Annotated in this window: 19 protein-coding genes; 13 read left to right on the forward strand and 6 right to left on the reverse strand. The window is 69.2% G+C overall.

Annotated features, from left to right (window positions below):
- Positions 1-72: 72 nt before the first annotated feature.
- From ASG63_RS10665 to ASG63_RS10695, 7 genes are all read left to right on the forward strand, one after another.
- Positions 73-447 (forward strand): AtpZ/AtpI family protein, encoded by a 375-nt coding sequence (locus tag ASG63_RS10665; protein ID WP_056215783.1) that lies wholly within the window; start codon positions 73-75, stop codon positions 445-447.
- A 116-nt stretch (positions 448-563) separates the two neighbouring features.
- On the forward strand, positions 564-1,319 hold the full coding sequence (locus tag ASG63_RS10670) for a F0F1 ATP synthase subunit A (protein WP_056215786.1): 756 nt from the start codon (positions 564-566) through the stop codon (positions 1,317-1,319).
- 108 nt (positions 1,320-1,427) lie between these two features.
- Positions 1,428-1,655, forward strand: coding sequence for a F0F1 ATP synthase subunit C (locus ASG63_RS10675; RefSeq protein WP_018044493.1), 228 nt, complete (start codon positions 1,428-1,430; stop codon positions 1,653-1,655).
- 106 nt (positions 1,656-1,761) lie between these two features.
- Positions 1,762-2,325: a F0F1 ATP synthase subunit B family protein gene (locus ASG63_RS10680; protein ID WP_056215787.1), complete on the forward strand. Its 564-nt coding sequence runs from the start codon at positions 1,762-1,764 to the stop codon at positions 2,323-2,325.
- A gap of 92 nt (positions 2,326-2,417) precedes the next feature.
- Positions 2,418-2,903: a F0F1 ATP synthase subunit B family protein gene (locus tag ASG63_RS10685; protein WP_200927220.1), complete on the forward strand. Its 486-nt coding sequence runs from the start codon at positions 2,418-2,420 to the stop codon at positions 2,901-2,903.
- A 128-nt stretch (positions 2,904-3,031) separates the two neighbouring features.
- The gene (locus tag ASG63_RS10690; protein WP_056215793.1) at positions 3,032-3,958 is read left to right on the forward strand and encodes an ABC transporter ATP-binding protein; all 927 of its coding nucleotides are present in this window, start codon (positions 3,032-3,034) and stop codon (positions 3,956-3,958) included.
- Positions 3,955-4,716: an ABC transporter permease gene (locus ASG63_RS10695; RefSeq protein ID WP_056215796.1), complete on the forward strand. Its 762-nt coding sequence runs from the start codon at positions 3,955-3,957 to the stop codon at positions 4,714-4,716. The genes ASG63_RS10690 and ASG63_RS10695 overlap by 4 nt, the downstream gene beginning before the upstream one ends.
- Before the next feature lie 17 nt (positions 4,717-4,733).
- Here the strand turns inward: ASG63_RS10695 and ASG63_RS10700 are convergent, their stop codons facing one another.
- Both ASG63_RS10700 and ASG63_RS10705 read right to left on the reverse strand, forming a co-directional pair.
- On the reverse strand, positions 4,734-5,498 hold the full coding sequence (locus ASG63_RS10700; protein WP_056215798.1) for an alpha/beta fold hydrolase: 765 nt from the start codon (positions 5,496-5,498) through the stop codon (positions 4,734-4,736).
- Between the two features lie 152 nt (positions 5,499-5,650).
- Positions 5,651-6,913, reverse strand: coding sequence for an outer membrane beta-barrel protein (locus ASG63_RS10705; protein ID WP_056215943.1), 1,263 nt, complete (start codon positions 6,911-6,913; stop codon positions 5,651-5,653).
- 344 nt (positions 6,914-7,257) lie between these two features.
- Here ASG63_RS10705 and ASG63_RS10710 point away from each other — a divergent pair, with 344 nt between their 5' ends.
- Entirely contained in the window at positions 7,258-8,088 is an 831-nt protein-coding gene (locus tag ASG63_RS10710; protein WP_056215801.1) for an FkbM family methyltransferase, read from the forward strand.
- Between the two features lie 32 nt (positions 8,089-8,120).
- On the opposite strand, the gene sfsA is transcribed toward ASG63_RS10710, so the two are convergent.
- Positions 8,121-8,828 carry a DNA/RNA nuclease SfsA gene (sfsA, locus tag ASG63_RS10715; RefSeq protein WP_056215802.1) on the reverse strand — a complete coding sequence of 236 codons (708 nt, stop codon included), beginning with the start codon at positions 8,826-8,828 and terminating at the stop codon, positions 8,121-8,123.
- A 163-nt stretch (positions 8,829-8,991) separates the two neighbouring features.
- On the opposite strand from sfsA, the gene ASG63_RS10720 reads away from it, so the two are divergent.
- Together ASG63_RS10720 and lexA are read left to right on the forward strand one after the other, a co-directional pair.
- On the forward strand, positions 8,992-9,777 hold the full coding sequence (locus ASG63_RS10720) for a DUF937 domain-containing protein (protein ID WP_056215803.1): 786 nt from the start codon (positions 8,992-8,994) through the stop codon (positions 9,775-9,777).
- 353 nt (positions 9,778-10,130) lie between these two features.
- Positions 10,131-10,883, forward strand: a complete 753-nt coding sequence (gene lexA / locus ASG63_RS10725) for a transcriptional repressor LexA (RefSeq protein WP_056215804.1) — start codon at positions 10,131-10,133, stop codon at positions 10,881-10,883.
- On the opposite strand, the gene ASG63_RS10730 is transcribed toward lexA, so the two are convergent.
- A complete protein-coding gene (locus tag ASG63_RS10730; RefSeq protein WP_082559259.1) occupies positions 10,877-13,162 on the reverse strand; it encodes a ComEC/Rec2 family competence protein in 2,286 nt (761 codons plus the stop codon). The two genes, lexA and ASG63_RS10730, sit on opposite strands and share 7 nt — an antisense overlap.
- Before the next feature lie 167 nt (positions 13,163-13,329).
- Here ASG63_RS10730 and gltX point away from each other — a divergent pair, with 167 nt between their 5' ends.
- Positions 13,330-14,751, forward strand: coding sequence for a glutamate--tRNA ligase (gene gltX / locus ASG63_RS10735; protein ID WP_056215805.1), 1,422 nt, complete (start codon positions 13,330-13,332; stop codon positions 14,749-14,751).
- Positions 14,752-15,000: 249 nt separating this feature from the next.
- Entirely contained in the window at positions 15,001-16,290 is a 1,290-nt protein-coding gene (gene gltA / locus ASG63_RS10740; protein ID WP_056215808.1) for a citrate synthase, read from the forward strand.
- An 86-nt stretch (positions 16,291-16,376) separates the two neighbouring features.
- Here the strand turns inward: gltA and cmk are convergent, their stop codons facing one another.
- Both cmk and aroA read right to left on the reverse strand, forming a co-directional pair.
- On the reverse strand, positions 16,377-17,009 hold the full coding sequence (gene cmk, locus ASG63_RS10745; RefSeq protein ID WP_056215952.1) for a (d)CMP kinase: 633 nt from the start codon (positions 17,007-17,009) through the stop codon (positions 16,377-16,379).
- Between the two features lie 5 nt (positions 17,010-17,014).
- Positions 17,015-18,364, reverse strand: coding sequence for a 3-phosphoshikimate 1-carboxyvinyltransferase (aroA, locus tag ASG63_RS10750; RefSeq protein WP_056215810.1), 1,350 nt, complete (start codon positions 18,362-18,364; stop codon positions 17,015-17,017).
- A gap of 256 nt (positions 18,365-18,620) precedes the next feature.
- Between aroA and ASG63_RS10755 the strand changes: the two genes are divergently transcribed.
- The gene (locus ASG63_RS10755) at positions 18,621-19,013 is read left to right on the forward strand and encodes a TIGR02300 family protein (protein WP_082487898.1); all 393 of its coding nucleotides are present in this window, start codon (positions 18,621-18,623) and stop codon (positions 19,011-19,013) included.
- Positions 19,014-19,113 lie beyond the last annotated feature (100 nt).

Consider the following 19,113-nt stretch of genomic DNA (forward strand, 5'->3'; position numbering starts at 1 on the left):
AACTATGGTGCGCCCCGCTTGAAGGAGGCGTTCCGCCGGTTCCCTCCGCTCTCGCCAATGTGAGTTCTCGCCGTGAGCGGCAACGAAACTGCGGACGAAGGCGGGGACGGGCGGAAGAAAGCACTGGACGCGGACCTCTCTCAGAGGCTCAAACGTCTTGAGACGCAGATTGAGCGGAAGCGGCCGAGTGCCCCTCCCGGTCATTCGACGCGTCCCGGTCCTTCGGCCGGGCCCTCTCCTCTCGGCCAGGCGATGCGGCTCTCGACCGAGTTCATCGCGGGCGTCCTCGCCGGGGGCATTCTCGGTTGGATGTTCGATCATTACCTTGGGACGAAACCCTGGGGACTGATCGTCCTGCTGATGCTGGGGTTCGTCACCGGCGTCTACAACGTCATGCGCGCCTCGGGGTCTCTTCCCAAGGCGCCGACCAAGGAAGAGGACCGCTAGCGGTTCTCGGGGAAGCGCCGCGCACGCGGCGAACCGAATCGAAATCATGCCGCTCGCGCGGCACCGGTGGTGGCGGGCCGTCTGGCCGGCCGAGAGTCAGAAGGGCGGGAGCGGCAATGGCCGTAAAGATGGATCCGATCCACCAGTTCGAGCTCAAGCCGCTGGTCTCCTTCGGTCATATCGGCAACCAGGAGATCGCGTTCACCCAGTCCGCGCTCTACATGTTCGCCGCCGTCGGGATCATCGCGCTGATCACCGTCGTGGCCACCGCCCGCCGCTCGGTGGTGCCGGGCCGCATGCAGTCCATGGCCGAGATCTTCTACGAGTTCATCGGCTCGACCCTGCGCCAATCCGCCGGCCACGGCTCCGAGCGCTTCATGCCGCTGATCTTCTCGCTCTTCATGTTCGTGCTCGTGCTGAACATGCTCGGCATGATCCCCTACGCCTTCGCGGTGACCAGCCACATCATCGTCACCTTCGCGCTGGCCTTCCTCGTGATCGGCACCGTCATCGTGTACGGCTTCATGGCCCACGGCACGAAGTTCCTGAAGGTGTTCGTTCCGTCGGGCGTGCCCGGCTGGCTCCTGCCGATGATCGTCGCGATCGAGATCGTGTCCTTCATCTCGCGTCCGATCAGCCTCGCGGTTCGTCTCTTCGCCAACGTGCTGGCCGGTCACATCGCGCTCAAGATCTTCGCGGGCTTCGTCCCGGCGCTGCTCGCCGCCGGCGCTTGGGGGGCCATCTCGCCGCTGCCCCTGGCCCTCAGCGTCGCCGTCACGGCTCTCGAGTTCCTCGTCGCCGGTCTGCAGGCCTACGTCTTCGCGACGCTCGCCTCGATCTATCTCAGCGACGCCCTGCATCCCGGCCACTGAGCCGGGTCATCCCGGCCGAGGGCCGGGACACCCCCTTCCGTCCCCGGTTCGCGATCGCGGCCGGATTTCTCTCCACGCAACGACGACACGGACACCAGGAGCAATTTGATGGATCCCTTAGCTGCCAAGTACATCGGTGCCGGCCTCGCCTGTCTCGGGATGGCGGGCGCCGCCATCGGCCTCGGCAACCTCTTCGGCCAGTTCTACGCCGGCGCGCTCCGCAACCCGTCGGCCGCCGACGGCCAGCGCGGCAACCTGCTCCTCGGCTTCGCCCTCACGGAAGCGCTCGGCATCTTCTCGCTGCTCGTCGCGCTGCTGCTCCTGTTCGCCGTCTAAGACACGCTCGTCACGGATCTCGAACCGATACCGGACCGGACGCCGCCTCCCGCAGGGATGGCGGAGGCGTCCGGTCCTCACTCCTTGAATTTACGCGAAGGACGTCATGGCTCAGCCGGCCCATTCGACCGCAACGCATGAAGGCTTCGTCGCGACGCCGGCCGCCGAGCATGGCGGCGGTTTCCCGCCCTTCGAGAGCCACACCTTCGCGTCCCAGCTCATCTGGCTCGCCCTTGCCTTCGGGCTGCTTTACTACCTGATGGACAAGATCGCGCTGCCGCGCATCCAGGCCATCCTGCACGACCGCGCCGTGCGTCTGTCGGGCGATCTCGACGAGGCGCAGCGCCTGAAGGCCGAGGCGGATGCCGCCGGAGCCGCCTACGAGAAATCCCTGAGCGATGCGCAGGCCAAGGCGCAGGCCATCGCCCTCGAGACCCGCACGGCCCTCTCGCAGGAAGCCGAGACCAAGCGGAAGGCGCTCGAGGCCGAGCTGAACGCCCGCATCGCCGCCTCCGAGGCGACGCTTCGCACCCGCACCGCCGAGGCCATGGGCAACGTCCGCGGCATCGCCGGCGAGACGGCCTCGGCCATCGTCGAGCGCCTGACGGGCCGCAGCCCCGACGAGGCCGCCCTCGCCAAGGCCCTCGACAGCGTCTCCTTCCCGCACTGAGGCGGACGCCAAACCATACCTGACCGGCAGGACCCGAGGGGCGAAGACCCCGCCGGACCGCTGGACACCATCGAGTTGGGACGACGAGCATGTTGTTGGAAGCCGAATTCTGGGTCGCAGTCGCCTTCGTCCTGTTCATGGCCGTGGTCTGGAAGGTCGGCGGCTTCAACCAGATCACCAAGGGGCTGGACGGCAGGGCCAAGCGCGTCCGCCACGAACTCGACGAGGCGCGTCGCCTGCGTGAGGAGGCCGCTGGCGTCCTCGCCGATTACAAGAAGCGCCGCGCCGAGGCCGAGCGCGAGGCCGAGGCCATCGTGGCGTCCGCCCGCGAGGAGGCCCAGCGGATCGCCGACGAGGGCCATGCCCGCCTGAACGACTTCATCGCCCGTCGTACCAAGTCGGCCGAGACCAAGATCGCGCAGGCCGAGGTCCAGGCGACCGCCCAGGTTCGGGCCGCCGCTGCCGACGCCGCGGTGAAGGTTTCGGAGGTCATCCTGCGCGAGCGCATGCAGGGTGAGACGGCCGAAGGCCTCGTCCGCCAGAGCCTCGGCGAGGTTCGGACCCGCCTGCGGGCCTGATCCTTCCCTCTGCGACACCAGGGAAAGCCGCCGCGAGGCGGCTTTCTCGTTTTCGGCGCCGTCCCACGCCGGCAGCGTGCTAGAAGGCCGCCCCGATCGCGCCGGCGCCACGCCGCAGCGGAGTTTCGATGCAGCCGATCATTGCGATCCAGAACCTGTCCAAGGTCTACGCCTCGGGCCTCAAAGCCCTCGACGGCATCAATCTCGACATCGCCGAAGGCGAGATCTTCGCGCTTCTCGGTCCGAACGGGGCCGGCAAGACGACGCTGATCAGCATCGTCTGCGGCATCGTCACGGCGAGCGCCGGCCGCATCCTCGCGGGTGGGCACGACATCGCCCGGGACTATCGCCAGGCCCGCCGCATGATCGGCCTCGTGCCGCAGGAGCTCACCACCGACGCCTTCGAGACGGTGTGGGCGACGACGAGCTTCAGCCGCGGGCTCTACGGCCTCAAGCCGGATCCGGCGCATATCGAGCGGGTCCTGCGCGACCTCTCCCTGTGGGAGAAGCGCGACGCGCGGATCATGACCCTGTCGGGCGGGATGAAGCGGCGGGTGCTCATCGCCAAGGCCCTGAGCCATGAGCCGCGCATCCTCTTCCTCGACGAACCCACCGCCGGCGTCGACGTGGAACTGCGCCGCGACATGTGGCGCTTGGTGCGCTCGCTGCGCGACACGGGCGTCACCATCATCCTCACCACGCACTACATCGACGAGGCCGAGGAGATGGCCGACCGCATCGGCGTGATCCGCAAGGGCCAGATCATCCTGGTGGAGGAGAAGGCTGAGCTGATGCGCAAGCTGGGCAAGAAGCAGATGACCCTGAACCTGCAGGAGCCGCTCGCCGCCCTGCCCCCGGCCCTGGCGCGACACGATCTCACCCTCAAGCCGGGCGGACAGGATCTGGTCTACACCTACGACACGAAGGGCGAGCGCACCGGCATCACGGCGCTGCTGGCTGACCTCGCCGCCGCCGGCATCCGCTTCCGCGACCTCCAGACCAGCCAGTCCTCGCTGGAGGAGATCTTCGTCGACCTCGTGAAGGAACGCGCATGAACTGGTACGCGGTCCGCGCCATCTACGGCTTCGAGATGGCGCGCTTCTGGCGCACGGCGCTGCAGAGCATCGTGGCGCCGGTCATCGCCACCTCGCTCTACTTCGTGGTCTTCGGAGCGGCCATCGGCTCGCGGGTCGCCTCGGTGGACGGGGTCGCCTACGGCGCCTTCATCGTGCCCGGCCTGATGATGCTCTCGCTCCTGACGCAGAGCATCGCCAACGCCTCGTTCGGCATCTACTTCCCGCGCTTCGCCGGCACGATCTACGAGATCCTCTCGGCGCCCGTCTCGCCCCTCGAGATCGTGCTCGGCTATGTCGGCGCGGCGGCTTCGAAATCGATCCTCATCGGCCTCATCATCCTGGCCACCGCCGCCCTGTTCGTGCCCCTGCGGATCGAGCATCCCTTCGTGATGGTGCTGTTCCTGCTCCTGACGGCGGTCACCTTCAGCCTGTTCGGCTTCCTGATCGGCCTCTGGGCCGATGGCTTCGAGAAGCTGCAGCTGGTGCCCCTCCTCATCGTGACGCCGCTGACCTTCCTCGGCGGCAGCTTCTACGCCATCGAGATGCTGCCGCCGTTCTGGCGTGCGGTGAGCCTCGCCAACCCGGTGGTCTACCTGATCAGCGGCTTCCGCTGGTCCTTCTTCGGCACGTCGGATGTCGGCGTCGGCGTCAGCCTCACCATGGCGTTGATCTTCCTGATCCTGTGCCTCGCCGGCGTGACCTGGATCTTCCGGACCGGCTACCGCCTGAAGACCTGAGGCGCGGTGGTGCCCTCTCAGAGCCGCTGGGCCAGGAAATCGAGGACGCCCGTGCGGTGACCGCGGTCGCCCACGGCCGTGCTGTGGTCGCGGTTCGGCAGTTCGAGGGCGGTGCCGTTCGGGAACCGCGCCGCCAGCGCCGGACCCGAGCCCGAGACGGTGTCGAGGGTGCCGGTCGTCACCAAGGTCGGTGACGAGATCTCGGCGACTTCGGCGCGCGACAGGGTCTGGCGCGAGCCGCGCATACAGGCGGCCAGGGCCCGCAGGTCGCTCTTCGTCTGCTCGGCGAAGGTGCGGAACGCGGCGGCCGTCGGGTTCGGGGCCGGTGCGCCGGGCTCCGCCTCCAAGGCCTCGGCGATCCCGTCCGGCAGGCCCTTGCCTTCGATCAGATGCAGGCCGAGACCGCCGAGCAGCAGCGAACGGACGCGCTCCGGCGCATCGAGGGCCAGGAACGCGGCGATGCGCGCGCCCATCGAGTAGCCCATGACATCGGCCTTGGGGATCCCGAGATGGTCGAGGAGGCGGCGCGCGTCCTGGGCCATGAGGTCCGCGCCGTAGACCTCCGGATCGTAGAGCTTCTGGCTCTCGCCGTGCCCCCGGTTGTCGAGGGCGATGGTACGGTAGCCGGCCTGGGTCAGGGCCCGGACCCAGAGCGTGTTGACCCAGTTCACCGCATGGTTCGAGGCGAAGCCGTGGATCAGCAGGACCGGGTCGCCCGACCCGCCGACGGCGGGGACGTCGATGTAGGCGAGGGAAACACCGTCGGAATCGAAGCGCTGCATGGGCTCGGGCCTTATCGGTCGGGGCATGGTCCCGCCTCCTTGAACCGTCGGGCGCGTGGACGGAAGCCCTCCGGTGGCGCATGGGCGCACATGAAAGCGGCGGCAGGTTGCCCTGCCGCCGCGTTTCGCCGAACCGGATCGTCCGAAACGGATCAGAAGGTGATGCCGGTCTCCAGCATGTAGCGCTCCTGCGAGGTCTTCAGGCCGCTGCGGCCGAAGCCGAGGCCGGGCGTGATGTCGTAGAGCTGCACGGTCGAGAACTCGCCACGGACGAAGTAGCGATCGAAGGTGAAGGTCGGGGTCACGGTGAAGGAGAAGGCCGAGCTGCCGGCGCCGTAGAGCACCGAGGTCTGACCGAACGGATTGTTGCGATTGCCGCTCTGGCTGATGTACTCCACGCGGCCCGCGAGGGCGAAGTTGTCCGTGAAGGCGTAGCTGGCGAGGAGGGCGCCGCCGATGGTTTCGGCACCGGCGAGGCCGAGGACGGCGTTCTGCTCTACGTTGGTGTACTGGACGTACGGCGTCACGATCCAGGGACCGTCCGCATAGGTGTAGTTGGCGCTGATGATGCTGCTGTTCTGCAGCGAGACGGGCGTGGCGTACTGGAAGCGAAGGCCGCGACGACCGAACGGGTCCGCGAAGTCGAAATTGGTGTAGCTGGAGAAGTGCGTGCCGCCGTTGATGCCCACCGTGTTGGCGGGGTCGATCTTGTAGGTGATTGCACCCGTGACCCAGTTGATCTCGCCGGAATAGAAGCCGTCGGTCGCGGCGAACGAGGCCGCCCACGGACCATCCGAGTAGTTCACCTGCACACCCTGGTTGATCACGTTCTCCTGGCCGAAGAGGAGGCCGCGCGAGATGTTCAGATTCTGGAAGGTGAACGGCAGCTCGGAGCCGATCAGGGTCGGCATCCGACCGCCCTGGATCGACCAGTTGTCGTTGATCACGTACTTTCCGAACACGATCGGCGCCGGGGAATACAGCAGGTCCGTCTGGTCGAAGGTGCCGTAGATCGGCAGGCCGAGGCCGGGGATCGAGTAGGCGCCGAAGGCGGCGTAGAACTGGAACGGGCCGTCGGCCTTCTGGATGAAGCCCATCAGGTTCGAGACGTCCACGCGGCCGGCCCGGTCACTCGGCAGCGGAGCGGGCGAGAACGTGTACTGGTTGGGCTGGGTGTAGAAGTAGCCCGTGACCGCACCGCCGACATAGACGTCGCCGAAGGCGCCGAGCGTCAGGCAGGACGGGTTCGGGTTCTGCTTGATGACGCCGCCATAGGCCGGGAAGGTGATCTCGGCCTTGCACGGCGCGGGCGGGGCAGGGACCGCCAGCACCTTCGCCGGCATGTCGGCCGCGAAGGCGCAGACCGAGGACAGCAGGACGGCGGAAAGGGCGAGAAGAGAGCGCTGCATGGCGATGGGAACTCTGCGGGAGGATCTGCGTTGGGGCGACGTTCTCAAAGGTTCCCGTTTACGGCAAAGCTATCCTTTGTGCAGACGCCTATTTTTCGGGCAATCGAGGCCGCTCGAACTGGGTTTCGGTCGCGGTGTTGCCGCAATGGAACAGGTCTGAGCACCAGATCCGGTCTCGACGATTGTCCTCTGCTTCCGAAGTGGCGCGACGGTCAGGTCTGATCTGCGGCCGACCGCATTCGCCCGGAGGGGGCGCTGCGGGCTGATCGGCCCGGAATGTCCGGACCTTTCGATCCTCCCGCGGCGGCGTCGCTTGCCGCCGCGTCCGTGCGCTGGCATCAGCACGCACGATGAAAGACACGCAGCCCTACGGCACTTACGCTCCCACAGGCCTCGTCGCGCGCATCGCTCGGCAGACGGGCCGGATCTCCTACGCGAGCTGGGCCGGGCGACGCCTCGCCCTGTTCCTGCGCCGCGTGGCGATCGGGCTGCTGCGCGGCGCCCCTCTGGACGTCGAACGCTACGGCGCCCGCATGCGGCTCTACCCCTACAACAACAACTGCGAGAAGAAGGTGCTCTTCACGCCGCAGTTCTTCGATCCGGAGGAGCGCGCACTTCTCCGGGCGAAGCTTCAGCCCGGCTGCACCTTCCTGGATATCGGCGCGAATATCGGCGCCTACGCGCTGTTCGTGGCGGCCTTCGCGGGGCCGCGCGCCCGGATCCTGGCCGTCGAGCCGCAGCCGGACGTGTTCGACCGCCTGACCTACAACATCGCGCAGAATCCGTTCGGAACGGTCAAGGCGGTGGCCTGCGCGGTCGCCGACAAGGCGGGGGAACTCACCCTGTTCGTGGACCCCCGCAACCGGGGGGAATCGAGCCTGAAGATCGTCGGGACGAACGAGGGCGCGCAGATTCGTGTGCCGGCCGTGCCCCTGCTCGATCTCGCCCTCGGCGAGGGCATCGCGCGCATCGACGCGATGAAGCTCGATGTCGAGGGCGCCGAGGACCTGATCCTCGAACCTTTCCTGCGGGCCGCCCCCGCGAGCCTCCACCCGCGGCTGCTCATCGTCGAGAACGGCACCGACCAGTGGCAGATCGACCTGCCCGCCTTGCTCGAGCAGCACGGCTATCGCCGGATCGCTCGCACCCGCCTCAACCTGATCTTCGAGCGGGCCGACTGACGGGCCCGCGCGGTTCTTCTGGGACGGGCGCCCTACAGCACCGGGATGGCGTCGGCCACGGCGATGCCGACCGGGTCGATGCGGCAGCGATGGGCGTGGACGGCGACGCCGGCCGCCCGAGCGGCCTGAAGCGCCCGGTCGAAGGCAGGATCGAGGTCCCGCGCGGCATCGAAGCGATCCGCCCACATCTGCACCACGATGATGACCATGGCACGGCCCCCGGCCTCGACGACGGCCGCGAGGTCCGTCATGTGGCGGGCGCTGCGGGCGGCGACGCAATCGGGAAATTCCGCGAGGCCGGGGCTGCGCATCAGGTGACAGTTCTTCACCTCGACATGGCAGGGCGGCATCCCCTCCCCGGTGGCGAGGAAGTCGACCCGGCTGGCCCGGGCGTAGCGGACTTCGGGGCGCAGGCCCGTGTAGCCGGCGAGGCAGGGCAGGCCGCCGGCGGCGAAGGCCTCCGCCACCAGGGCGTTCGGCCGCATCGTGTTGATGCCGACCCATTGCCGGCCGCCGGGCAGATCCGCCTCCACCAGTTCCCAGGAAAAGGGGAGCTTGCGCGTCGGGCCCCGGACGTCGGACAACAGGGCCCGCGCGCCCGGCACCGCAAGTCCCAGCATCGCCCCCGGGTTGGGGCAATGGGCCGTGATCACGGACCCGTCGGCAAGCTGCAGATCGGCGAGAAAGCGCTTGTAGCGACGCACCAGGCGCGCCTCGATCAGGGGCGAAGGGAAGCGCATCGCGGGTCCGGGGCAAGAAACGGGTTGATACGGGCCCCCGTCGACGGGGAATCGGGCCGTCGTGAGGCGCCCGGGCTGGTCAGTACCGACCGGATGCGACAGAATTCGCGCGGCGCGCCCGGGTCGATGACCGGGAAAGCCGCAGTTCGTCCGCGAGGCCGCCATGTTCAATCTGTTCGACATCCTTCAGGCGCAGGCGGGCCCCAACGCGCAGGGTTTCGGACGGCAGTTCGGCTTGTCGCCGGAGCAGAGCCTGCGCGCGATGGAAGCCCTGCTTCCGGCCCTCACGATGGGGCTGCAGCGGAACGTCGCCCAGGATCCGACCGGCTTCGCCCACCTCTTCAATCTCGTCGGCCCCGCCGCGCCGAAGGCGTCGAGCGCGACGCCTCAGATGGACATGCTGGTCCAGCAACTCTTCGGCTCGCCCCATCTGAGTCAGGCCGTTCTGCAGCAGGCAGCTGCCGTCAGCGGCGTGGCGATGCCGGCCTTGAAGCAGATGCTGCCGATCATGGCCGGCATGGTGGTGGCGGGGATCGTCCACGTCATGATCAACCAGCCGCCTGCCGCGGCGCCGGCCCCGCGCGCCGAGGCGAACCCCTTCGGCTTCCCGCCCAATGCCTGGTCGGAGATGATGCAGGCGTTCCTGAACTCCGGCGCCAAGACCCCGAAGCCCGCGACGCCCTCGCCCCAGGCGCGACCGCGTGCGGCGTCGACGTGGCTCGCGGCTTCGCCCCGGCCGGAGTCCGCCGCGCCGGACAGGTCGGCCACGGAAGCGCCCTTCGACGTGATGCAGCAGATGTTCCAGACGGGCCTGGAGGTGCAGCAGGAGAACGCCCGCGCGATGCAGCGCCTGTTCGATACCTTCTGGCAGGATCCCCGCAATCCCACCGAGACGGGCGGCAACGGTTCGGGTGACCGGCCCAAGGCAGGGCGCACCGGGCAGCGCTAGCCGAAGACCCGCCGTCGGCGACGCCGGCAGAGGACGGCAGAGAACCGATCGTCGCCGGGCCATCGACCCGAGGGCGCTGCGCCCGGGCGCCCTGCCGACCGGTCTAGACGCCGGCCGTCCAACTCATTCGTCGGATCGGGGCACCACTCAATCGCAGCGATGGCCGCAGCGGCAGGCCGGCGTGGCGCTCGGGCGACGCCCGGATCCGCCCTTGCCGAGGGGATCGAACGGATCGCGCCCGGGAGGCTTGAGATGGGAACCCTTGCAGAACACTTACGGAACGTTTAACGTGTTCGTGGTTTGTTTCTAGTGCCACCCGCCGCGATCCGTGGCGCTAACGAAGAGTGTCCCGCATGTTGACGCGTAAGCAGCTGGACCTGCTCCAGTTCATCCAGCTTCGGATGCGCGAGAGCGGCGTTCCCCCGTCGTTCGACGAGATGAAGGACGCCCTCGACCTGAAGTCGAAGTCGGGCATTCACCGCCTGATCACGGCCCTGGAGGAGCGCGGCTTTCTGCGCCGGCTGCCCAACAGGGCGCGGGCCATCGAGGTGATCCGGATGCCGGAGAGCCTCGGGGGGAATGCGGGCGCCCCGCGCGCCGCTCCGGCCTCCGAGGTTCGCCGCTTCACGCCGAGCGTGGTCGAAGGCGGCAAGGGCAAGGGCCTGCCGGCCGGCGCATCGGTGTCCCGACTGCCGACCACGCAGGCCACCGACGAGAGCGGTCGGGCCGTGACCATCCCGGTGATGGGTCGGATCGCGGCCGGTACGCCCATCTCGGCCATCCAGGAACAGAGCCATTCGGTGACGATGTCGCCAGATTTCCTGGCCGGCGGCGAGCATTACGCCCTGGAGGTGCGCGGCGATTCGATGGTCGATGCCGGGATCCTCGACGGCGACCTGGTGGTCATCCGCAAGCAGGACACCGCCAACACGGGCGACATCATCGTGGCCCTCATCGACGACGAGGAGGCGACCCTGAAGCGCCTGCGCCGGCGTGGATCGTCCATCGCCCTGGAAGCGGCGAATCCGGCCTACGAGACGCGGGTCCTCGGCCCGGATCGGGTGCAGATCCAGGGACGTCTCGTCAGCCTGGTGCGCCGCTACTGAAGGGGGTCCCCGTCCGGTTCATCGCCGGACGGATCCGACGGGTCGCGGGTGCGATCGGGGATTTCCGGTAAGACCGACGCCGGCGGTGTCGAAGATGGCAAGGACGTTCCCGGCGGGTCCACCGGCTTGCGCAAAGGCGTCGCACGCCAGGGCACGACATCCCCGAATTGCTTCGCGGTGGCGAGGGACGGCCCATCGCGGGTGAGGCGAATTGCGGTCGCACCGTGGGATCCCAGGAAATTCCGGTCGATGACGATAGATGCGGCGCAGCCCCCGGGCGCGGATTGCCGGGTGATCAGGATGTCGGCCCTGGCGCAGTCCTCTCCGAGGGCACGCTTGTCGGTGGTCAGGGCGAGCACGCGGCCGTCGGGTGTGGTCAGGGTACAGCCCAGGCGATCGCAGCGCGCGCCCTCGAACCTCGTGACGTCCTGCACCCGTCGGTCGTCTCCATCGGCCTTGAGCCATTGCGCGAGCACGAAGGGGGGCGGCCGGCCAAGGGTGGCGAGCCGCCCGTTGCGCTCGCGGATGGCGGCGCCCGCCCCCTCCCGATCGACGTAGATGTCGTAGCGATCCGGGGCAGCCGCACAGGCGATGCCGATCGCTGCCGGAATGAGGCCGAGCCAGCGCAGCGACGAGGCCGGGAGCGTCAGGACGATCAGGGCGGCGGCCAGGAGGCCGAGGGCCCCCGTGCCGAAGGCCGGGACCACGACGACGGCGTTGCCGAAGCCCGCGATCCAGGTCGAGATGGTCAGCATCCCCCGCACCGCCAGGCCCATGGCCCACCAGACCGGCTGATCCAGCGCGAACGGATAGGCGAGGATGCCCAGAACCGCTGACGGCATCACCGCCAGGGAGACCAGCGGCAGGGTGAGCGCGTTGCCCACCAGCCCGAAGGGCTGCACCGTCTGGAAGTGGTAGGTGGCGAAGGGCGCGGTGGCGATCTGGGCCACGAGCGTCGTGGCCAGGGTGCCGAAGACCGCCGCGGACGCCAGGGCGAAGATCCGGGGGAGCAGGCCGGCACCGTCGCGCTGCCGCCCGCGTCCGGCGATCAGCGGCGCGCAGGCGATCAGGCCGGCCACCGCCGCGAACGACATCTGGAAGCTCGGGCCGAGGAGGCCGTCCGGCTCGCGGGCCAGGGCGATCAGGGCGGCGAGGGCCAGGTTTCGCATGCTGAGCGCCGGGCGATCGACCAGGATCGCGCCGAGCATCACGAGGGTCATGATCAGCGAGCGCTCGGCGGCGATGTCCCAGCCGGAGAAGACGCAGTAGGCCGTCACGCCCACCATGGCGACGGCAGCGGCGATCTTCTTGATCGGCCAGTGCAGCGCCGCGAACGGAACGAGGGCCAGGAGCGCCCGCACGAGCCAGAACACCACGCCGGCCGCCAGGACCATGTGAAGGCCCGAGATCGAGACGACGTGGTAGATGCCGGCGGCGCGCAGGATGTCGTTGGTCTCGGGGCTGATCAGGCCGCGCTTGCCCGTCACCAGGGCCGCCGCCACCGCCCCGGCCTGTCCGCCGTTGGCGTCGGTGATGCGGCGCGTCAGGGCGTTGCGGGCCGCGTCGACGGCGGCCGCGAGGCGGATCTGCCAGTCCGCGCTCTCGGCCGGCGGTCGCAGGTCGACCTTGCCGACGAGGGAGCCCACCGCGCCGATCTCACGGAAGAAGGCATCCCGGGCGAAATCGTAGCCTCCGGGGCGGGCGGCTTCCGGCGGCGGAAGCAGGCGCGCGGTCGCGGCGATGCGGTCGCCCGGCTTCAGGGTATTCGCCTTGCGGTAGGAGACCCGCACCCGGACCGGGCGGACCTCGGCGCCGAGGGTGCCGAAGCTCTCGACGCGGAGGATCAGGCGCGCCCCGTCCTCCCGCTCGTCCAGCCCTTCGATGGTGCCCACCAGCGGACCGACCGTGGTGCGGGCGAGGATCGGCCCGTCGACCGAGCGGACGCGCGTGGCGGCCGCCGCGAAGCCCAGGAGGGCGGCGACGGCGGCGAGCACCAGGGCCAGGCCGAACGGGCGCGCCACGAGGAGGGGCGTCGTCGCGGCGAGCAGGGCGGCGGCCGCGAGCGGCGCCAGGAGCGACGGCGTCCCCTGCGTACCGAGGAAGAACGCGAGGATGCCGCATCCGAACGCGACGGCGAGCCAGGCGAAGAGACGGCGCTGCTCGATCTCGCGGGTCCATCCCGCCCGGAACCAGTCGCGGATCGGCCCGGCGCCCGGGCGACGCGCGGCGAGGTGGCGCGTGATGCGCCCCATCGCCGCCGTCGCCCGCGCCTGCGCCATCGCGAAAACCTCCGGGCGTGCGTCCGTGACCGGGAGCCGGCGATGCGCCCTGCGATCCTGGGGACAGGACGATTCCTTAACGCGTGCCCGCGCGCATGCTACACGCGCGGTTCCGGGCCGGTCGATCCGCTTCCCGCCCGAATCACGAGCCATTCAAGTCCAGATTGATGTCGTCAGCCGTCGTCACGCGTTTCGCGCCCTCGCCCACGGGCTACCTTCACATCGGCGGGGCTCGCACGGCCCTGTTCAACTGGCTCTATGCCCGCCGCTTCGGCGGCCGCATGCTGCTGCGCATCGAGGACACCGATCGCGAACGCTCGACGCAGGGCGCCATCGACGCGATCCTGGACGGCATGCGCTGGCTCGGGCTCGATTGGGACGGGGACGTCATCTACCAATACGCCCGCGCCGCCCGTCACCGCGAAGCCGCCGAGGGCCTGCTGGCCTCCGGCCACGCCTATCGCTGCTACGCGACGCCCGACGAACTGACGGCGATGCGCGAGGCGGCCCGCGCAGAGGGGCGGCCCCTGCGCTACGACGGCCGCTGGCGCGACCGCGACCCGTCCGAGGCGCCCGCCGGCGTCAAGCCGGTGATTCGCCTGCGCGCCCCGACCGACGGCGAGACCGTGGTCGAGGACGGCGTGCAGGGCCGGGTCGTCTGGCAGAACAAGGATCTCGACGACCTCGTCCTGCTGCGTTCGGACGGCAACCCGACCTACATGCTCGCCGTCGTGGTGGACGATCACGACATGGGCGTCACCCAGGTCATCCGCGGCGACGACCACCTGACCAATGCGGCGCGCCAGCGCCAGATCTCCGATGCCCTCGGCTGGGAGGCGCCCGCCATGGCGCATATCCCGCTGATCCACGGCGCGGACGGCGCCAAGCTGTCAAAGCGGCACGGGGCCCTCGGCGTCGATGCCTACCGCGACCTCGGCTACCTGCCGAGCGCCCTGCGCAACTACCTCGTGCGCCTGGGCTGGAGCCACGGTGACCAGGAGGTCTTCTCCACCGAGGAGATGATCGCCGCCTTCGACCTCAAGGCCATCGGGCGGTCGCCCGCGCGCTTCGACTTCGCCAAGCTGGAAAACCTCAACGGCCTCTACATCCGTGGCGCGGCCGATGCGGACCTCGTCGCGGCGATCGACGACGTGCTGCCGGCGCTCGGCCCGGCACGGGGGATCGCGGTGCCCATGAGTCCGGCTCTGCGGGAGACGCTCACTGCCGCGATGCCGGGCCTGAAGGAGCGGGCCAAGACCCTCGTCGAACTCCTGGACAGCGCCTACTACCTCACCGCGGCCCGGCCCCTCGTGCCCGACGAGAAGGCGAAGGGGCTGCTCGGCGACGAGGCCCGGAATCGCCTGGCCGCCCTCCTGCCGGCCCTCGAGGGGTTGCCCGATTGGACCGCCGCCGCCACCGAGGGCGCGGTCCGGCAGTTTGCCGAGGCGAACGGCCTGAAGCTCGGCCAGATCGCGCAGCCCCTCCGGGCGGCGCTCACCGGCCGCGCCACCTCGCCGCCGGTCTTCGACGTCATGGCCGTGCTCGGCCGGGAGGAGTGTCTCGGTCGGCTCCGCGACCAGACCGGCTGACCATCGCACTGCAGCAAAATGCCGGTTCGTCCGAGTGCTCCGAGTGGAAGAATGACAAATCGGCCCGGATTTCGCTTCGACGTCGAGGTGAGCCGGGCCGTCGGTTGATGACGGTCCGCCGATCCGCTACCCCCATGCTCGTGTGAGCAAGTGCAGCATGCGCCGCATTTGCACCCCGGACCCGGGTGGTCGATTGCATCGCCACGCGGGCCGACGCCGCCCCGTTGCCACGAAAGGGTCCAGGTCTCCATGAGCGCCTCCAGCACGATCACCGTGGGCGACAACCACGTCGAACTTCCGATCAAGACCGGCACCATCGGGCCGGACGTGATCGATATCGGCAAGCTCTACGCGAAGACGGGCAAGTTCACCTTCGATCCCGGCTTCACCTCCACCGCCTCCTGCGAGTCGAAGATCACCTACATCGACGGCGATGCGGGCATTCTCCTCTATCGTGGCTATCCCATCGAACAGATCGCCGAGCACGGCGACTTCCTCGAAACCTGCTACCTCATGCTGTTCGGCGAGCTGCCGACCCCGGCCCAGAAGGCGGATTTCGACTACCGGATCACGCGCCACACCATGGTGCATGACCAGATGAACCGCTTCTTCCAGGGGTTCCGCCGCGACGCGCACCCGATGGCGATCATGGTCGCCTGCGTCGGTGCCCTCTCGGCCTTCTATCACGACTCCACCGACATCTCGGACGACCAGCAGCGCATGGTCGCGTCGATGCGGATGATCGCCAAGATGCCCACCCTGGCGGCGATGGCCTACAAATATTCGATCGGACAGCCCTTCGTTTATCCGAAGAACGATCTCGACTACACCTCGAACTTCCTGCGGATGTGCTTCGCGGTTCCGTGCGAGGAGTTCAAGGTCAATCCGATCTTCGCGCGCGCGCTCGACCGGATCTTCATCCTCCACGCCGATCACGAGCAGAACGCCTCGACCTCGACCGTGCGTCTCGCGGGCTCCTCGGGGGCCAATCCCTTCGCCTGCATCGCGGCCGGCATCGCCTGCCTGTGGGGACCCGCCCACGGGGGCGCCAACGAGGCAGCCCTGAAGATGCTCGAGGAGATCGGGCATCCGGAGAACGTGGCCAAGTACGTGGCCAAGGCCAAGGACAAGAACGATCCCTTCCGCCTGATGGGCTTCGGCCACCGCGTCTACAAGAACTACGATCCGCGCGCGCGCATCATGCAGAAGACCACCCACGAGGTGCTGGGTCAGCTCGGGATCAAGGACGATCCGCTGCTCGAAGTCGCCGTGCAGCTGGAGCAGATTGCCCTGAAGGACGACTACTTCATCGAGAAGAAGCTCTATCCGAACATCGATTTCTACTCGGGCATCACCCTCAAGGCGATGGGCTTCCCGACCTCGATGTTCACGGTGCTGTTCGCCCTGGCCCGCACCACCGGCTGGATCGCCCAGTGGGCCGAGATGATCGAGGATCCCTCGCAGAAGATCGGCCGGCCGCGGCAGCTCTACATCGGTCCCGACAAGCGGGAATACACCCCGATCGATCAGCGCGCCTGATCCAGGCCCCCCGCGCCGGACACCCTCCGGCGCGGAATGCGTCTTCGGATCGGTGCCGTCGCCGCCGATCCGCGACCCGGACCGCCCTAGTGCGGGCGCGCGCGATCGACGATGGCCCGGGCGGCCGCGAAGGCCTCGTCGGGATCGAGCGCGGTGGTATCGAGGAGGACGGCGTCGGTCGCCGCCTTCAGCGGCGCCGTGGAACGCTGCGCGTCCCGTGCGTCGCGGGCGACGATATCGTCGAGAATGGCGCCCAGGCTCGCGGATTCCCCGCGCCGCAGCAATTCGAGGTGGCGGCGCCGGGCGCGCTCCTCGGGCGCGGCCGTGATGAAGAGCTTCACCTGGGCGTTGGGGCAGACCACGGTCCCGATATCGCGTCCGTCCAGCACGGCGCCGCTGGCATCGCCGGCAAAGCGCTGTTGCCAGGCCAGGAGGGCGGCCCGCACGGCGGGGACCGCCGAGATGCGGGAGGCCGCCTCGCCCATGGCGCGCTCGCGCAGGCGAGGATCGGCGAGCCGGTCCGCGATCAGGCTGGAGGCGGCCCGCGCCGCGGCCTGATGATCGTCGAGGCTGTGGCCGGAATCGATCACCGTCAGGGCGACGGCCCGGTAGAGCAGGCCGGTATCGAGATGCGGCAGGCCGTAATGGGCGGCCAGCCGCTTGGCGAGGGTGCCCTTGCCCGAGGCGGCGGGGCCGTCGATCGCGATCACCATCGGCATCGCGCTCACCCTTCGATCCGGCCGCCGAGGCCCTGCATCGTCGGCAGGAAGCTCGGGAAGCTCGTGGCGATCATCGCGCCGTCATCCACCGTGACCGGCTCCCGGGTGGCGAGGCCCATCACCAGGAACGCCATGGCGATGCGGTGATCGAGATGGGTCGCCACGGTGCCACCCCCCCGGGCCGGCTCGCCGGTGCCGTGGACGACGAGATCGTCACCTTCGACGAGATAGGCGACGCCGTTGGCGCTGAGTCCGTCCGCCACCGCCGCGAGGCGGTCGGATTCCTTCACGCGCAGCTCGTGCAGGCCGCGCATCCGCGTGGTGCCCTCCGCGAAGGCGGCCGCGACGGCGAGCACCGGGTACTCGTCGATCATGGCTGGGGCGCGCTCCGGGGGCACGTCGACGCCCCTGAGGCGGCTCGCCCGCACGCGCAGGTCGGCGACGGTCTCGCCGCCCTCCTCCCGCTCGCGCAGGCGCTCGATGTCGGCGCCCATCTCGATCAGGGTGGTGATGAGCCCGATCCGCAGGGGGTTCATCATGACGCCTTCCAGCGTCACCTCGGAGCCGGGCACGATGAGGGCCGCCACCAGGGGGAAGGCCGCCGACGAGGGATCGGCGGGGACGACCACCTTGGTACCCCGGAGCATGGGCTGCCCGGTGAGCGCGATCGTCCGCCCGTGTCCGTCGGGGCCGTGGGGCGTCACCGTGACCTCGGCGCCGAACAGGCGCAGCATCCGCTCGGTGTGATCGCGGGTGGCCGCCGCCTCGATCACCGTCGTGGTCCCGGGGGCGTTCAGGGCGGCCAGCAGCACGGCCGACTTGATCTGCGCCGAGGCCACGGGCGTCTCGTAGGTGATCGGGATCGCCTCGCGGGGGCCGCGCAGGGTCAGGGGCACGCGGCCGCCCTCCTCCTCGCGAACCACCTCGGTTCCCATCCGCACAAGCGGATCCAGGATGCGGCGCATGGGCCGCTTGCGCAGGGAGGCATCGCCGTCGAAGGTCGCGGTGACGGGCTGGCCGCCCACGACGCCCATCATCAGGCGCGAGCCGGTCCCGGCATTGCCGAAATCGAGCACGTCCTCGGGATCGCTCAGGCCGCCGATCCCGACGCCGCGCAAGCGCCAGCGTCCTTCGCCCACCCGCTCCACGTCGGCCCCGAGGGCCTTGGCGGCCGCCGCGGTGCGCAGGACGTCGTCGCCCTCGAGAAGGCCCTCGACATTGGTCTCGCCGATGCTGAGCAATCCGAGAATCATCGCGCGGTGCGAGATGGACTTGTCCCCCGGAGGCCGCAGGCTGCCCTGGAGGGGCAGGCCCGCATGGGCGGTCAGGGGGTGCGGCTGGGAATCATGGGACACGGGCGTCGACTTTTCGGCTGGGCGCAGGGGCGCCTGCGGGCTTCTGCAGGCGCGCCGATCATGGGGCCGGTTAACATGCGTCGCCGCCGCCGTCATCCGATGGCGCGCATCCCGGGCCGCTTGGCCCGGAAAACGCCCGTGGACGGCCGAAGACGGACGTGGAACGTACGTCAACCGCAAGAGAATTTGACAGGAGCGTCCCACGCGACTAACGGGGCGCCTCTCCCAAAAGATCGCACGTACTAGAGGTTCGCCCGTGGCCAGACCGGAACTCGGCTTGAAGCGTCAATGCATGAGCTGCGGCGCCAAGTTCTACGACCTCGACAACGACCCTCCGACCTGCCCGAAATGCGGAACGATCTATCAGGTCGCGGCAGCCTCCGGCCGTGCCGCCCCGGCCCTCGCGGCGCGGGCCAACGCCGCCCCGGCCGATGACGACGAGGATACGGATGCCGAGAAGGGCGGTCCGGAGATCGTGTCCCTCGACGAGGTCGAGGCGGCCGAGGACGAGGCGGATACGACGACCGAGGACGTCGACGGCGACAGCAACGACGATACGGACGACACCTTCCTCGAGGAAGAGGACGCCGGCGACGACGACGTGGCCGACCTGATCGACGGCGACATCGAGAACGACGAGGAGAGCTGACGCTCGCCCGCGCCCTCCGCCCAACCGCCGGCAAAAAAGTTTGCCGGCGGGGCACAAAGGGGGTTGAGGCCGCGGACAAGCCCCAGTACATCACCGCTAT

Source organism: Methylobacterium sp. Leaf94, from assembly GCF_001426045.1.
GTDB lineage: Bacteria > Pseudomonadota > Alphaproteobacteria > Rhizobiales > Beijerinckiaceae > Methylobacterium.

What these genes read in the sequence shown, in the direction of transcription:
- sfsA (WP_056215802.1), bottom strand. Translation starts at nt 8,828, where the DNA reads ATGCGCTTCCCTTCGCCCCTGATCGAGGCGCGCCTGGTGCGTCGCTAC.
- cmk (WP_056215952.1), bottom strand. Translation starts at nt 17,009, where the DNA reads ATGCCGATGGTGATCGCGATCGACGGCCCCGCCGCCTCGGGCAAGGGC.
- ASG63_RS10680 (WP_056215787.1), top strand. Translation starts at nt 1,762, where the DNA reads ATGGCTCAGCCGGCCCATTCGACCGCAACGCATGAAGGCTTCGTCGCG.
- ASG63_RS10670 (WP_056215786.1), top strand. Translation starts at nt 564, where the DNA reads ATGGCCGTAAAGATGGATCCGATCCACCAGTTCGAGCTCAAGCCGCTG.
- ASG63_RS10730 (WP_082559259.1), bottom strand. Translation starts at nt 13,162, where the DNA reads ATGGCGCAGGCGCGGGCGACGGCGGCGATGGGGCGCATCACGCGCCAC.
- ASG63_RS10675 (WP_018044493.1), top strand. Translation starts at nt 1,428, where the DNA reads ATGGATCCCTTAGCTGCCAAGTACATCGGTGCCGGCCTCGCCTGTCTC.
- ASG63_RS10700 (WP_056215798.1), bottom strand. Translation starts at nt 5,498, where the DNA reads ATGCAGCGCTTCGATTCCGACGGTGTTTCCCTCGCCTACATCGACGTC.
- gltA (WP_056215808.1), top strand. Translation starts at nt 15,001, where the DNA reads ATGAGCGCCTCCAGCACGATCACCGTGGGCGACAACCACGTCGAACTT.
- ASG63_RS10695 (WP_056215796.1), top strand. Translation starts at nt 3,955, where the DNA reads ATGAACTGGTACGCGGTCCGCGCCATCTACGGCTTCGAGATGGCGCGC.
- lexA (WP_056215804.1), top strand. Translation starts at nt 10,131, where the DNA reads ATGTTGACGCGTAAGCAGCTGGACCTGCTCCAGTTCATCCAGCTTCGG.
- ASG63_RS10720 (WP_056215803.1), top strand. Translation starts at nt 8,992, where the DNA reads ATGTTCAATCTGTTCGACATCCTTCAGGCGCAGGCGGGCCCCAACGCG.
- gltX (WP_056215805.1), top strand. Translation starts at nt 13,330, where the DNA reads ATGTCGTCAGCCGTCGTCACGCGTTTCGCGCCCTCGCCCACGGGCTAC.
- ASG63_RS10710 (WP_056215801.1), top strand. Translation starts at nt 7,258, where the DNA reads ATGAAAGACACGCAGCCCTACGGCACTTACGCTCCCACAGGCCTCGTC.
- ASG63_RS10690 (WP_056215793.1), top strand. Translation starts at nt 3,032, where the DNA reads ATGCAGCCGATCATTGCGATCCAGAACCTGTCCAAGGTCTACGCCTCG.